Below are 15023 nucleotides of genomic sequence, written 5' to 3' on the forward strand. Positions count from 1 at the left end.
CTTTATTATTGGAATTCTCGTCTTAGGGTGCGCAGCAACTGCGACACCGCCAAAGTAATATTCAGTCCTGAGGTCTGTGTTAACGTTTCACTAAAGCGTTGCAATTGCTGTTCACAACGTTGCAGCGACGCAAAACTGGCCCCTTTTTGAGACTGTTGCAATAAAAATTGGCTGACAAACAGCCTAAAGATAGCAATATATTGTGAGTTTTGCGTCAAAATATCAACTAACTTGTGCCCATCTGTGCCATTTTGTAGCTGGCTAACTGCCTGATACAAGGTTTGAATTTGCTCTAGCTCATCATTATCTTGCCAGTGCTTTAGTAACAAAGGTTGCGAGATAAAGTGCTTTGCAAAGGCGCTTGCCATTGCCATCGCCGCATGGTGAGTTAGCCACTGCTGCACTGCATGCTCATCATCCACATATACGTGTTGCTTAGCACAGCGGCTTAGAATCGTTGCCGGCAACGTGGCACTGTCTGAACTTAATAGCCACAGGTAACAGTGCGCGTTAGGCTCTTCCAAGGTTTTTAACAAAGCATTACTGGCCGCCACCGTCATGCGTTGAGCCTCAGGGACAATGATACATTTAGCTCCCCCTTGCTGCGCACTGTGATGGACAAAATCACTAATGGCGCGCACACTGTCGACCCCGATAGAGGCCCCCTCATCGCTCAACACTAAGCTATCTGGGTGTGTGCCTGCTTGGTTGAGCTGACAGCTTTTGCATTGTCCACAGGGGTGCATACCCTCATTATGGTGGCATAACAGCGCCTCACTTAAATACTCAGCAAGTGCCCTTTTACCAACGCCCTGTGGACCGTAGAGTAAATGTGCGTGGTGCAAACGCCCTTGCGCAAACTGGCGGGCATACTGTTGCCCAATAGTACTTAACCATGGGTACATTATCGTCTCGCTATAAACTCACAGAGCGTTTGCTCAATATCCTGATGCACTTTTTCAATTGCTTGAGAGGCATCAATAACAACAATACGTTCATCCTGTTCAGCAAGTTCAAGATAGCGAGCGCGTGTGCGCTCAAAAAAACTTAAGTCTTCACGCTCGATGCGATCTAACTCACCTCGGCCTCGAGCACGAGCCAGACCTAAAGCAGGTTCGATATCTAAATACACAGTAAGATCGGGGCGGGTACCGGCCAGTACATACTGGCTAAGGAAGTTCATCACTTCATAAGAAATTTGTCGACCGCCACCTTGATAAGCCTGTGATGATAAATCGTGACGATCGCCAAGCACCCATTGGCCACTGGCAAGCGCCGGGCGAATCACATTTTCCAATAGCTGCGAGCGTGCAGCGTACATCAATAGTAACTCGGTTTGCGTACTAATGGATTCTTTCTCTGCATGTTTAACAATAGTGCGCAGCTGCTCAGCCACGGGCGTGCCACCGGGCTCGCGGGTAGTAATATAGTCAATGTTGGCGCGCGACAAGGTGTCGGCGCAAATTTTCATTGCCGTCGACTTTCCCGACCCCTCAAGGCCTTCAATTACAATAAACTTAGCTGTCATTTCGACTCTTTAACTGATACTGACGTACGGCTCGGTTATGATCTTCAAGCCGTTTTGAAAACTGATGACTACCATCGCCCTTGGCGACAAAATAATAATAGTCTGATTGTTGCGGTTGCACCGCAGCCACTAAGGCCGCTTTTGACGGCATGGCAATGGGCGTAGGCGGCAAGCCATCAATACGATAGGTATTATATGGCGTTTTTTCACGTAGATGAGCGCGGGTAATATTGCCATCGAATTCAGGGCCAATACCATAGATAACCGTAGGATCAGTCTGCAAGCGCATACCTTTGTTAAGACGGTTAACAAACACCGATGCAATTAACGCTCGCTCCCCTGCGACACCGGTTTCTTTCTCTATAATTGAGGCTAAAATTAATGCCTCATCAGCACTATTGAGTGGCGAACTGCTACTACGTTGCTGCCATGCTTGGTCTAATTCAATTTCCATTTTACGATGGGCGCGAGTCAGCACCTGCACGGCATGGTCTCCGCCATGATAATGATATGTATCGGGAAAAAAGCGCCCTTCCAGCTGCTCATCCAGCGGCTTTCCAAGAAATTTGTCGCCCCAATGCAACGGCTTTTCTATATAGGGAGCGCGCTGAAGTCGACTCAGCACCTGGCGCAGGTTATCGCCTTCAATAATGGTGAAGCTAAACTGGTGCTCTTTGCCTTGGCTAATTTGTCTAAATGCGGCAAGTGCAGTGCCCGGATTGAGCTGATAAAGTCCGGCTTTAAGATCAGTTAACGTGGGGTCAAGCTTGGCTAATACTTGGAATCGCCAGCAGCTATCAAGCCATTGCTTTTGCTGCCACTGGCGGCACAGTTGATTGAACCCGGTGCCACTGTGTACCTCCACCAACTGAGATTCAGGTAAATGCAGTGGTGCCACCATAGCTTGTTTAATTTGATAGTAACCCGTTGCCGTCGCAACAATGGCTAACAACAACACCGATATGACCACCCGTAACATTAACCCAATCCCTTATTATTCAGTGCGTTGGTGAGCACGCTTTTACTAATATCTACATTGTAGTCGTGATGTGCCAAGCGCTTTATGGGGATCACTCCCATCAAACTGTTACAACAATACAAGGCATCCACACTGAAGAGTGTGGCCAAGTTTACACGTTGCTCGCGCACAGCTAAATGTTGACTTAAATGCGTTAAATACACCCCTTTTACTCCCGCTTGGTCAAGTTTTGGGGTAAACCACTGGCCTTGTTGATACAGCAACAAATTAGCGCTGGAAGTCTCAATAACATTATCGGTTGTATCAAGTACTAGCATATCATCACTGGGTGCTTTTGCGGCTTCTTGCTTCACCAATACTTGCTCCAAACGATTAAGCGTTTTCAACCCTGCTAACAGCGGTTGCTGTGCTAAACGGGTCTGCGCAATCGACAAGCTCAAGCCGGTCTCTGCCAATGTTTGATACTGAGTGGGGTACGGCATTAATCGCACAATACGCTGGATGTGGGCATCTGTTGGAGGAGCATAACCACGCCCGCCACTGCCACGTGTGTACACTATTTTAAGAACATAGTCATCGCTTGGGGCCATTGCTATTAAAGCATCTACGTCTACTTCGAGCGCAGCTATGTCTAATTCAGGGAAACCTAAGCGAGTTGCACACTGTTGCAATCGAGCAATATGCAAAGGCCACAGTTCAACCTCACGATGGCTGACTTTAGCGGTGGTAAAAAAACCATCACCATAATTCAACCCACGATCATTGATACTTAAAGAAGTGGCCACTTGGCCGTTTATTATTGTTTTATCCATATAAAAAAGCTCGGTCATAACCGAGCTTATAGTACCAGTATCGCCCTAGTGCGGTCTACGCCGTAACTAGGGATTCACTTTATACTTTTTTGAATAACAATGAACCGTTAGTACCACCAAAGCCAAACGAGTTACACAGTGCATAATCAAGTTTTGCATCTCGCGCAGTATGGGCAATGTAATCTAGATCACAGCCATCGTCCGGGTTATCCAAATTAATGGTCGGTGACACCTGCTGGTCGCGCAGCGATAGGATAGTGATGATTGATTCAACAGAACCCGCCGCACCTAGAAGGTGGCCCATCATCGATTTCGAAGAGCCGACCATGACTTTATTGACGGCATCACCAAAGACGTTTTTCACGGCTTGGGTCTCTGCCTTATCACCTGCAGGAGTCGACGTTCCGTGCGCATTGATATAACCCACTTGATCTGGGTTCACGGCTGCATCTTTTATAGCATTGGCCATTGATAAACCGGCGCCAGCACCATCCGCTGGCGGCGAAGTCATATGGAAAGCGTCGCCGCTCATACCAAAACCGACGAGCTCAGCATAAATATTAGCGCCTCGCGCTTTAGCATGCTCATACTCTTCGAGCACAATCACACCTGCACCATCAGAGAGTACAAAACCATCGCGGTCTTTATCCCACGGACGTGACGCCGCTTGCGGGTCGTCGTTGCGAGTGGAGAGCGCTCGTGCGGCGCTAAAGCCGCCCATACCCATTGGCGTAGATGCTTTTTCAGCACCACCGGCAAGCATGGCATCGGCATCGCCATAGGCAATCATACGAGCGGCATGACCAATATTGTGCAAACCGGTCGTACAGGCAGTAACAATGGAGATATTCGGTCCACGCAGACCTTTCATAATAGAAAGATGGCCAGAGATCATATTAATAATGGTCGATGGCACATAAAAAGGCGACAGTTTACGTGGGCCTACATTTAGAAGCTTTTCGTGGTTTTCTTCAATCAGAGACAAGCCACCAATACCAGAACCTACAGCTACACCAACGCGATCAGCATTTTGTTCGGTGATTTCTAAGCCAGAATCGTCCAACGCCTGAAGGCCTGCAGCGATACCATATTGGATAAATAAATCCATTTTCTTGGTATCTTTTTTTGCCATGTAATCAGTGGCATCAAAATCTTTAATTAAACCGGCGAACTTGGTGCCAAAATCTGTTGTATCAAAATGGGTGATAGGGCCTATGCCACTTTGTCCATTTAATAAACCTTGCCAGGTAGACGCTACATCGTTACCCAGCGGCGTTAGCATACCTAAGCCAGTCACTACGACTCGACGTTTAGCCACGGTGTCCTCCAAAAGGGAATATGTGATGGGAGTCTCAGATAGACTAAGGGCAGCTGAATGCTGCCCTTAAATAGAAATGCGTTGATTACTCAGCGTGAGCTGTAACGTAATCGATAGCTGCTTGAACTGTAGTGATCTTCTCAGCTTCTTCGTCTGGGATCTCAGTATCGAATTCTTCTTCTAGCGCCATTACTAGCTCAACAGTATCAAGAGAGTCCGCACCTAGATCGTCAACGAAAGACGCTTCAAGCTTTACTTCTTCTTCTTTAACACCTAGCTGCTCAACGATGATTTTCTTTACGCGTTCTTGGATGTCGCTCATTCTTCTTTCCTTTATTTAAACGCTATTGCGTTATTTTTCAGATTGCGGCGTAGTTTACGCAGCATATTTGTCTGATTCAAGGATTTGCCCAGAGTTTTTTGGCTGGTCAAACCTCTAAGATTCAAAAGTTGCCCTTTTATCGCCCATTTTCACAGCGATTTCAAGTATGTTTAAAGCAAGATCACAAAAACTTCAACGTTTTGAGCCGAGTTTTTGCGACCTTTTTACGGCTGTTTTAGCCTTTACACCATGTACATTGCGCCATTTACATGCAAAGTTTCACCAGAAACGTATGCGCCCGCATCAGAGGCTAAATAACAAACCGCAGCGGCAATCTCAGACGGGTGTCCCAAACGTCCTGCCGGTACATTGGCAAGCGTAGCCGCTTTTTGCTCATCAGTCAGCTCATCAGTCATATCTGTTTGAATAAAACCTGGAGCCACAACGTTTACAGTAATACCTCGCGAAGCCACTTCACGGGCTAAAGACTTTGAAAAACCGATAACACCCGCTTTGGCAGCGGCATAGTTTGCTTGCCCAGCATTACCCATGGTGCCAACAACCGAGCCGATGTTAATAATACGCCCTGACTTTTTCTTCATCATTGGCCGCAACACCGCTTTCGATAAACGATAAATAGCCGACAAGTTGGTATCGATAATGTCCTGCCACTCATCGTCTTTCATGCGCATTAAGAGGTTATCGCGGGTGATACCGGCATTATTAACAAGCACATCAAGATCGCCGAAATCAGCTTTAATGGCCGCTAACGTGTCAGCAATAGAGTCACTGTCCGTGACATTTAGCTTGTAGCCTTTACCGTTTTCACCTAAGTATGCAGAAATTTTCTCTGCACCGTTGTCGCTGGTCGCGGTGCCGGCAACCGTGGCGCCCTGCTCTACGAGTAATTCAGCGACCGCTTTACCGATACCTCGGCTGGCGCCCGTTACTAATACAACTTTGCCTTCTAAGGAAAATAAATTTGCCATCATTGTTCTCTTTTATTTCGCTGCATCAATACTGGCGATGTCATTCACTGCACTGCATGCAACTGATTTATCAATTCGTTTCACCAGCCCTGTAAGTACTTTACCTGGGCCAAATTCATACGCTTGTGTCACACCCTGCTTTGCAATAGCTTGCATGGTTTCAGTCCAACGTACAGGCGAATACAGTTGGCGGACCAAGGCATCTTTGATTGCTTCAATGTCTTGCTCGGCACTGACATCAACATTGTTAATGACACTGTATTTAGGTGCTTGCAACGCCAACGCATCTAAATCAGCCTTTAATTGCTCTGCCGCTGGCTTCATCAACTCACAGTGTGATGGCACACTCACAGCAAGTGGTAATGCACGTTTCGCTCCGGCCTCTTTACAGGCTTCACTGGCGCGCTCTACGGCTTCTTTGTTACCGGCAATCACCACTTGGCCTGGTGAATTATAATTCACCGGTGCAACCACTTGATCTTGCGCGCTCTGGGCACACGCTTTGGCGATTGCATCATCATCTAAACCAATAATCGCAGCCATTGAGCCGACGCCAGCAGGAACCGCCTGCTGCATATATTGGCCACGCTTTTCTACAAGTTTCACGCCATCGGCCAGGCTCAATACCCCAGCACATACCAGTGCTGAATACTCGCCTAGACTGTGCCCAGCAAGCACCAACTCGTGACCTTGATCTGTTTGCTGTTGCCAATGGCGGAAAATGGCCACTGATGCACACAGGAGTGCTGGTTGCGTACGATGGGTTTCATTTAGCTTGTCTTGTGGACCATTAAGTACCAAGTCAGCCAAATCATAGCCAAGGGCATCAGACGCTTCACGGAAGGTCTCTTGCACAGTGCTCGACTCAGCCAATAGCTCGGTTAACATACCAACGCTCTGGGAGCCTTGACCTGGAAATAAAATTGCGATTTTTTCAGACATATGCTGCTCTTTTCGTTTGTTTTAGCGATGTTCGCGAATATTGGCAGGCAGTTAATGAGGAGGGAGGTTGGCGCAGCGCTTAACTCGCGTCTTGCATGGGTTCATGCTCTGCAAAGGCCGTTTGTATCTTCTCTGGCAACTGTCGTTGCACTTCCCTTACAGCCTCATTAATTGCCGCAAGAAATGCACTCGCTGAGGCATTTCCGTGACTTTTAACCACTATACCGCGCAATCCTACCAAAGATGCACCGTTATACTGGTCGGGGTTCACCTTTTTATATATTTTTTTTATGACAGGCATAAGAATTAGCGCCAAACCGCGATAAAGCAAATGCTTTTTCAATGCACGCGTCATCTTGTGCATAATCAATTTAGCGATGCCTTCGCAGGTCTTGAGCGCCACGTTACCGACAAAGCCCTCACACACGATCACATCTGACTTGCCGCTAAAAATATCACTGCCCTCGCTGTAACCAGTGTAATTAAGCGCGGGGTTCTTTTGCATCATCTGCGCCGCTTCTTTAATGCCTTCATGACCTTTAATATCTTCCGAACCGATATTAAGCAAGCTCACACGGGGGTGTTCGATATCTTGTGACTCGCGAGCAACCACCGATCCCATAATGCCAAATTGATACAAAGTATGGGCGTCACAGTGAACGTTAGCGCCTAAATCAAGTAAATAAACCGGTTTTTTGGTCTCAGTGGGCACCGATGAGATCAGCGCTGGGCGTTTAATACCAGGCAGCATTTTCAGCACATAATGGGCCATAGCAAATAATGCGCCGGTATTCCCAGAACTAACACAAGCCTGCGCTTTACCTTGCTTGACTAAATCTAGGGCAATACGCATCGATGCGTCTTTTTTGTTACGCAGCGCAGAAGCTGGCTCGTCAGCATTGGTGACAATTTGCGTGCAGTGCTGAATTTTTAATCGTGGATGTTGCAGTGCATCGAGCTGAGAAAGTTGCTCTTGTAATAACTGCTCATTACCGCAGAGGATCAGGGTAAGTGTTGGATGTAGATGAACCGCTTCAACTGCGGCGGGGATAGATGAACGGGGGCCGTAATCGCCCCCCATCATATCTAACGCAATGGTTAGACTGCGTTGCATAAAGCAATCTCTTACTTAGAAACTACTTTAACGCCTTTGTAGTAGCCGTCTGCAGTGACGTGGTGACGACGGTGAGTTTCACCAGTCACTTTATCAACTGTTAGAGCTGGACCACTGATCGCATCGTGTGAACGACGCATACCACGTCTTGCACGAGACTTTTTGCTTTTTTGTACCGCCATTAGCCTTCTCCTAAGAATCTTTCTTAAGTTGTTTCAAAATTTCAAATGGATTTGGTTTTTCATCTTCTGCCTCGATCTCTCCAAAGCTTTTCGCTTCTTCAGAGTATCGACAAGATGCTTCGTCATGCATAGGCACGATAGGAATAGCCAATATCAACTCATCTTCCACTAATTTCCGAAGGTTGACTTCGCCGTTCTCATCTAGCTCCACGACATCATAGTAATCCGGAAGATCACCAGACTCTGCACCTATGCCAACTGGCGTATAAGCAAAGTGTTGATCCAAATCCAACCTAAACTCTTCATTGCAACGCTGACAGGTTAGTGTCACCGTGGTCTTAATCGACCCCGACAGCACCGTTAAACCTTGCTCGTCATGTTTGCAATGAACATGTACCGCTATCTCACCACTTGAGTCCAGCACAACTTGCTCGAATCGAGAAAGTTCTTCAAGCCGAACCACGCCGTCATATTCTAACTTGCGTGTTGCGGCCCTGCCCGGGTCAAGGGTGACGGGAATCTTCACCTTTTGCATAGGGGCTGCATCATATAGATAGTTGCTAGTAGAGTCAAAATAAAATTCGACTTTCCTTTTGTTTTTCGCCCGATTGCGCCGTATTCTAAGGCCGATGTTTAACAAATCGATGATCGGGCCATGAAATTAGCTTTTATCTTAGCCTCTAGTTCGCCATTTCGGCAGCAATTATTAAAAAAAATTATCCCTGAATTCACTCATTTTTCCCCAGATATTGACGAAACACCTGAACACAATGAAGCCCCAGAAGTATTAGTACGTCGCCTCGCCCTCGCCAAAGCTAATGCCGCGCACCAACACTATAACAAAGGCATCGTAATAGGCTCTGATCAGGTCGCTGTGCATCAAGGCGACATTTTAGGAAAACCGCATACGGTTGCTCGAGCTCAGCAACAACTGGCGCGCTTTAGTGGCGATGAAGTCACCTTTTTAACTTCGCTGGCATTGCTTGATTTAGAAACGGATAAGACCCAAGTAGTTGTCGAACCTTTTACGGTGCAGTTTCGCACCCTAAGCGAGCAGCAAATTGCCAATTATATTGCTAAAGAGCAACCGCTTAATTGTGCAGGCAGCTTTAAAAGCGAAGGCTTAGGGGTTTGTTTATTTGCTCGCATGCAGGGGAATGACGCTAATAGCCTGATAGGGCTGCCGCTGTTGCAACTCAACACCATGCTACTGAATTGGCAAATTGACCCGCTAGCGCTTTAATAACGTACGCAACTCGCTGAAATGATCGACGGTTGCAACGGGGGAAAACTGTTGCAACTGCGCGGCATTATGCACCCCGAAGGTGACTCCCACGGCATCGACCTTAGCATTGGCCGCCAGCTGCATATCAATTTGCGTATCCCCAATCATCAGTGCTTTATCAGCACTGACATCACACATTGTTAAAATTTGCTCGAGCATATCGGGGTGTGGTTTTGAATGAGCCTCACAACTGGTGCGCGTATACTCAAAATAATCAGTCAACTGAGACTCAGCGAGTAAGCGGTCTAAACCCTTGCGGCTTTTACCCGTCGCCACCGCCAGCCGATAACCCTGGCTCTTAAGCGCTGCAAGGGTCGTTTCAACCTCAGCAAAAAGTGGCGTTGGCGCATTATCTTCATACACATAGTGATGTTTGTAGCGCGCCACCAGGTCGGTGTGGAGTTGACTGTGCTCGGGAAATAACGTGGCAATCGCGGTTTCTAAGCTCAACCCGATAATATTCTTGGCCGCCTCATCGGTGGGTTCTGGCACGCTAAAATGACGCGCAGCGCCTTGCAGGGTGGCAACAATTTTGCCTACCGAGTCCATCACCGTGCCGTCCCAATCAAAAATAATAAGCTCTTTGCTATTAAGCACGACGTAACTTCTCCAAACAATGCGTTAATGCCTTGTCTAACGGTGCTTCAAGTGCCAAGGTGGTTTCCGTTTTAGGATGAATAAAACGCAGCTCGCGAGCGTGCAAGAACAAGCGGTTCAGGCCCGATTCGCGCATCGCGGTATCAAATACTTGCTCGCCATATTTATCATCACAGGCAATCGGGTGGCCTTTGCACTGGGTGTGCACGCGGATTTGGTGGGTCCGTCCGGTCACTGGCGATGCCTGAACTAAGGAGCACTGTTCAAAACGCTCGAGCACGCGAAAACGAGTATGGGACGCTTTACCCCGTTCATGGTCAACCCGCACCACTCGCTCACCGGATTGCAGAGTGTTTTTATTGAGCGGCTCAGTCACATTGCGCACCTTAGCATCCCATTGTCCGGCAACCAGCGCCCAATAGTTTTTCTCCATGGTCTTTTCTCGCAGTTGCTCATGCAAGCCTTTTAACACCGCGCGTTTTTTAGCAATCAATAAACACCCGGAGGTGTCACGGTCTAAGCGGTGCACTAATTCCAGGCTCTTCTCCTGCGGCCGCAGCGCTCGTAACGCCTCAATCAAGCCAAAACTTAAGCCGCTGCCACCATGCACCGCCATACCTGCGGGTTTATTGATGACAATAAGGTACTTATCTTCGAATAAAATAGCGTCTTCGAGCTTGCTCACTTTATCAAGATTAGTAGGTACCTGCTGCTCTGGACGCTCGGCAATTTTTATCGGCGGAATGCGCACAGTATCGCCGCTTTGCAGCTTATACACCGGCTTCACCCGCTTTTTGTTCACCCGCACTTCGCCTTTGCGCAAAATACGGTATACCGCGCTTTTGGGCACCCCTTTTAGTTTGGTAATCAAAAAGTTGTCGATGCGCTGTCCGCTGTAGTCTTCATCGACTGTTACAAAGCTTACCTGAGTGCCTATGGAGTCTTTCATTGCCTAATCACTGATTTGAGTCATAATTTAGTTGCTAACGCAGCGGTTTTAATGGGATAATCCAAGCACGTAAAACCACCGTTAAGCGGTAGTTGTTTACGTTGCCATTGGCTTAGGCCAAACTTGCGTGAAACACATTCTGGGAAAGCGATCATACAGATTCGAGCTCGTATTTCCACAGCTTTTATCACCCAGAACCCACGTGACGGCAGTAGCAAGCAATGCGCGTAATAGATTGCTTCGCTGGCTGCGACCGCAAGTGGCAAGCGCCCAAAAGGGCAAGCGGAAACGAACAATAAAACGATGGGTTTTTGCTTTGATTAAGCACATGCTTAGGGCAAATACCACTAATGTAGACAATGAACATAATGCTATCGACCACCGTGAAGGTGTATCGGTAAAAACGACACAGTCATCTTGTTGAAGATAAACTGCACTGCGTAAAGTCCACGCATTGAGCGTGGCAAATAAGGCCCTATTGGCCGCTATTTTTATCGCCAGTTGCAACACAAGGTGAAACTAGAACGTTAAGCTTTTGCGTTAAAAGCCCAGTCGTGAGACTGCACCGAAGACAAAAATAAGAGCGCCGAAAGACCTAAGTGGTCGGGCACTATGCACAGAATTTAAGAGTAACAATATGAAACGTATGCTAATCAATGCGACGCAGCAAGAAGAAATGCGCGTTGCACTGGTTGATGGCCAGCGCCTGTATGATTTAGATATCGAAAGCCCTGGACACGAACAAAAAAAAGCCAATATTTACAAGGGTAAAATTACCCGCATCGAACCTTCACTTGAAGCCGCTTTTGTTGATTATGGCGCCGAACGCCACGGTTTCTTACCTCTAAAAGAAATCGCTCGTACTTACTTCCCTAGCGGTTATACCTTCAACGGTCGCCCAAACATCAAAGACGTGATCAAAGAAGGTCAAGAAGTCATTGTTCAGGTTGATAAGGAAGAACGGGGTCAAAAAGGCGCGGCTCTGACTACCTTTATTAGTGTTGCTGGTAGCTACCTTGTACTGATGCCGAATAACCCTCGCGCCGGCGGTATTTCTCGTCGCATTGAAGGTGAAGAGCGTGCCGAATTAAAAGACGCACTTAGCCGCTTAGATTTGCCTAAAGGCATGGGGTTGATTGTCCGCACCGCTGGTGTTGGTAAATCATTCGAAGAGCTTGACTATGACCTTAAGGCCCTGCTGGTTCACTGGCAAGCAATCAAAGAAGCAGCCGATAGCGATAAAGCCCCTTTCTTGATTCACCAAGAAAGCAACGTGATTTTCCGCGCTATTCGTGATTACTTACGCCGTGATATTGGTGAAATCCTAATTGATAAGCCAAAAGTATTCGAAGAAGCCAAAGCGCATATTGAGCGCTTCCGCCCTGACTTCATGAGCCGAGTAAAGTTGTATCAAAACGATGTGCCTTTGTTCACTCATTACCAAATCGAAAGCCAAATTGAGTCAGCGTTCCAGCGTGAAGTACGCTTACCATCAGGTGGTTCAATCGTTATTGACCCAACTGAAGCCCTGACGTCTATTGATATCAACTCGTCAAAGGCAACCAAAGGCAGTGATATCGAAGAAACGGCCTTGAACACCAACTTAGAAGCGGCCGATGAAATCGCCCGTCAATTGCGCCTGCGTGATCTTGGTGGCCTGATCGTAATCGACTTTATCGATATGACTCCTCCACGTCACCAACGTGAAGTAGAAAACCGCTTAAAAGACGCTGCACGCCAAGACCGTGCCCGCGTGCAAATCGGTAAGATTTCTCGTTTTGGCCTGTTGGAAATGTCGCGTCAACGTTTGCGCCCTTCTCTTGGTGAAGCGAGCCAGGGCACCTGCCCACGCTGTAGCGGCCAAGGCACAATTCGCTCAAACGAATCCATTGCCCTTTCAATTTTGCGCTTGATTGAAGAAGAAGCGATCAAAGACAACACCTCGCAAGTGAATGCCCAGGTCCCTGTTGCCGTCGGTGCTTACCTGTTAAATGAAAAACGCCGCAGCGTACAACGAATCGAAAAACGTCATAACTGTGATGTAGTGATCATTCCAAACCAACACATGGAAACACCTCACTATGAAGTAGTGCGTTTGCGTAAAGATGAAACCTTAGAAGCGGCTAGCTACGAGCAGATTGCTGAGCCTGAGGCGGAAGCAGTCGAGTACTCACGCGCACCTGTCGCACCGAAGCGCGAAGAGCCTGTGCTTAAGGGTGTAGTTATGCCGAAGGACCCGGCGCCAGTGAGCGCCCCTAAAGCGCAACCCAAAGCCACAGAAGAGCCAGGTTTACTAAGCCGTATCGGGCAATGGTTGAAGAGCTTGTTTAGTGATGAGCAAGAGCAGCCAGAGCAAGATAAGCAACGTAAACAACAGAGCAATAACGAGCGTCGTGGCGGTGGTGATCGTCGTCGCAATAATCAGCGTCGTCGTAATAATCAATCGCGCAATAAGCCAAAAGGTCCGCGCACGCAAAACGCCGAGGTTGCTGAGCAAGATAAAGATAAGGCTGAAGAAAGCAATAATCGAAACGAGCGCGGTGGCGAACGCGGTGGTAATCGCAATAAGCGTCGTCGTGGCGGTCAAAACCGTCGTCGCGATAACCGCAACGACAACAACACCACCAACGAGCAAGAAAGCAAAGATATTGCGAACACTGCCAAAGACGCGCAAAGCGACGAGCAACAACAAGCGAAGCCAAAGCAGCGTCGCCAACGTCGCAACCTGCGTAAAAAAGTACGTGTAGAAAACACTCAGAACAACACTGCAAGCGAAGAAAAGCCAGCTGCTGTTGAAAACCCTGAGCAGCAAGCAGCTGTAGCTCAGCCAGAAAAGGCACTTGAGAAGGCGGATAAGCCAACCAAGCCAACACAAGGTAAAGAGCAAAAGCAGCAAAATACTGCGGACAAGCACAATGATGTGGCTGCAAAGAAAGCATCGCTTGACGAAGCACCGCAAACCATTGACGAACAAGCGCAGAGCAATGAGCAAGGTGAAGGTGAAAAAGAGGGTCGTACCCGTACTCGCCGCTCACCACGTCACTTACGCGCTGCGGGTCAACGCCGCCGTCGTGATAAGCAAGAAGGTGACAGTGATTCACCGGCATTTGTACCCGTCGCAGATCAAGCCATGGCTGAGCAGTCGCAACAACCAAGCGATGACACACCAGAGCAAGTGAACGACGATACAAAAACGACTGCAGCCACTGACAACGCAGCAGCAGAGACAGCGCCAACTAACGGTACGCAAGAGACCGCTGAGCAGGCCCCGGCTATAGAAGCTGAAGCAGCTCCGGTCGCGGCCGTGCAAGAAGAGACCGCTCCCGCCGCTGAGCAAATCATTGATACTGATGAGCCAGCAGCCGAGGGACAGCCTGAGCAAAGCGTTGCTGAGGTAGAATCTGGAGAACCTGCGCAGCAGCCTGAGGCTGAAGTCGCTGAAGCATCCGCGTCTAACGAAGCGAAACAGCCTCAGAGCGAACCTGAAGCACCATCAGAGCCAGAAGATAAGCCGTCAGCTGAACCCGCACCCGCAGCCGTAGTTGAGCAAGAAACGGCTGAGCCTTCAGCTGAGCCTTCAGCTGAGCCTTCAGCAAAGCCTGCACCTGAGCCGCAGCGAGCGGTAACACCCGCTGCAAGCAAAACTTTAGGTCATGCCAGTGCGCCTGCGACACAACCACAAGCGGTAGCATTGGTGGCTGCTTCTGAAGTGCCGAAAGCCATGCCAAGCGAAGCGCGTATGACGCTACAAAGCAGCACATTGAAGCCTGGTTCGGTTGCACCGGTAGGCCATGCTTATGCCGATGCAGCAACGCCGAAGACAGTGTCCACTGACACCAAGGTGGCACACGCTGCACACCAAGATGAGCATCAAGCACAGACAGTCAACGACTAAGGCGCTTGTACCTGACTAGTCCTGAAATAAGTTGACACTTATTTTGATTAAAACGCCTGATGTACTTCATCGGGCGTTTTGTATTTTAGAGCCAGGTGTGGGCGTCTCTTA

General features: G+C 48.3%; 15 protein-coding genes. 2 read left to right on the forward strand and 13 right to left on the reverse strand.

Annotation, left to right across the window (positions count from 1 at the left end; genetic code table 11):
• Positions 1 to 5: 5 nt before the first annotated feature.
• The 11 genes from holB to yceD all read right to left on the reverse strand — a co-directional run bounded on the left by holB (position 6) and on the right by yceD (position 8721).
• Positions 6 to 905 carry a DNA polymerase III subunit delta' gene (gene holB, locus MHM93_RS01515; protein ID WP_239447669.1) on the reverse strand — a complete coding sequence of 300 codons (900 nt, stop codon included), beginning with the start codon at positions 903 to 905 and terminating at the stop codon, positions 6 to 8.
• Positions 905 to 1528, reverse strand: a complete 624-nt coding sequence (tmk, locus tag MHM93_RS01520; protein WP_239447670.1) for a dTMP kinase — start codon at positions 1526 to 1528, stop codon at positions 905 to 907. Before tmk ends, holB begins: the two co-directional genes overlap by 1 nt.
• Positions 1518 to 2507: an endolytic transglycosylase MltG gene (mltG, locus tag MHM93_RS01525; protein ID WP_239447671.1), complete on the reverse strand. Its 990-nt coding sequence runs from the start codon at positions 2505 to 2507 to the stop codon at positions 1518 to 1520. Before mltG ends, tmk begins: the two co-directional genes overlap by 11 nt.
• A complete protein-coding gene (gene pabC, locus MHM93_RS01530; RefSeq protein ID WP_239447672.1) occupies positions 2507 to 3319 on the reverse strand; it encodes an aminodeoxychorismate lyase in 813 nt (270 codons plus the stop codon). The genes mltG and pabC overlap by 1 nt, the downstream gene beginning before the upstream one ends.
• Before the next feature lie 79 nt (positions 3320 to 3398).
• Positions 3399 to 4637 carry a beta-ketoacyl-ACP synthase II gene (fabF, locus tag MHM93_RS01535; RefSeq protein ID WP_239447673.1) on the reverse strand — a complete coding sequence of 413 codons (1239 nt, stop codon included), beginning with the start codon at positions 4635 to 4637 and terminating at the stop codon, positions 3399 to 3401.
• 85 nt (positions 4638 to 4722) lie between these two features.
• The gene (acpP, locus tag MHM93_RS01540; protein WP_022945956.1) at positions 4723 to 4959 is read right to left on the reverse strand and encodes an acyl carrier protein; all 237 of its coding nucleotides are present in this window, start codon (positions 4957 to 4959) and stop codon (positions 4723 to 4725) included.
• A gap of 242 nt (positions 4960 to 5201) precedes the next feature.
• Positions 5202 to 5948, reverse strand: a complete 747-nt coding sequence (fabG, locus tag MHM93_RS01545; protein WP_022945957.1) for a 3-oxoacyl-ACP reductase FabG — start codon at positions 5946 to 5948, stop codon at positions 5202 to 5204.
• Positions 5949 to 5960: 12 nt separating this feature from the next.
• On the reverse strand, positions 5961 to 6890 hold the full coding sequence (gene fabD / locus MHM93_RS01550; protein WP_022945958.1) for an ACP S-malonyltransferase: 930 nt from the start codon (positions 6888 to 6890) through the stop codon (positions 5961 to 5963).
• Between the two features lie 79 nt (positions 6891 to 6969).
• A complete protein-coding gene (gene plsX / locus MHM93_RS01555) occupies positions 6970 to 8004 on the reverse strand; it encodes a phosphate acyltransferase PlsX (protein WP_022945959.1) in 1035 nt (344 codons plus the stop codon).
• 11 nt (positions 8005 to 8015) lie between these two features.
• A complete protein-coding gene (gene rpmF, locus MHM93_RS01560; protein ID WP_045978428.1) occupies positions 8016 to 8186 on the reverse strand; it encodes a 50S ribosomal protein L32 in 171 nt (56 codons plus the stop codon).
• Positions 8187 to 8196: 10 nt separating this feature from the next.
• Entirely contained in the window at positions 8197 to 8721 is a 525-nt protein-coding gene (yceD, locus tag MHM93_RS01565) for a 23S rRNA accumulation protein YceD (protein WP_239447674.1), read from the reverse strand.
• Positions 8722 to 8841: 120 nt separating this feature from the next.
• On the opposite strand from yceD, the gene MHM93_RS01570 reads away from it, so the two are divergent.
• Positions 8842 to 9429 (forward strand): Maf family protein, encoded by a 588-nt coding sequence (locus MHM93_RS01570; protein WP_045978429.1) that lies wholly within the window; start codon positions 8842 to 8844, stop codon positions 9427 to 9429.
• Here the strand turns inward: MHM93_RS01570 and MHM93_RS01575 are convergent.
• Positions 9418 to 10068: an HAD-IA family hydrolase gene (locus MHM93_RS01575; RefSeq protein WP_343224139.1), complete on the reverse strand. Its 651-nt coding sequence runs from the start codon at positions 10066 to 10068 to the stop codon at positions 9418 to 9420. The two genes, MHM93_RS01570 and MHM93_RS01575, sit on opposite strands and share 12 nt — an antisense overlap.
• The gene (gene rluC / locus MHM93_RS01580; RefSeq protein ID WP_045978430.1) at positions 10061 to 11017 is read right to left on the reverse strand and encodes a 23S rRNA pseudouridine(955/2504/2580) synthase RluC; all 957 of its coding nucleotides are present in this window, start codon (positions 11015 to 11017) and stop codon (positions 10061 to 10063) included. Before rluC ends, MHM93_RS01575 begins: the two co-directional genes overlap by 8 nt.
• 637 nt (positions 11018 to 11654) lie before the next feature.
• Here rluC and rne point away from each other — a divergent pair.
• Positions 11655 to 14912 carry a ribonuclease E gene (gene rne / locus MHM93_RS01585; protein ID WP_239447675.1) on the forward strand — a complete coding sequence of 1086 codons (3258 nt, stop codon included), beginning with the start codon at positions 11655 to 11657 and terminating at the stop codon, positions 14910 to 14912.
• Positions 14913 to 15023: the final 111 nt, after the last annotated feature.

Source organism: Pseudoalteromonas sp. MM17-2, from assembly GCF_022347945.1.
Classification (GTDB): Bacteria; Pseudomonadota; Gammaproteobacteria; order Enterobacterales; family Alteromonadaceae; genus Pseudoalteromonas; species Pseudoalteromonas ruthenica.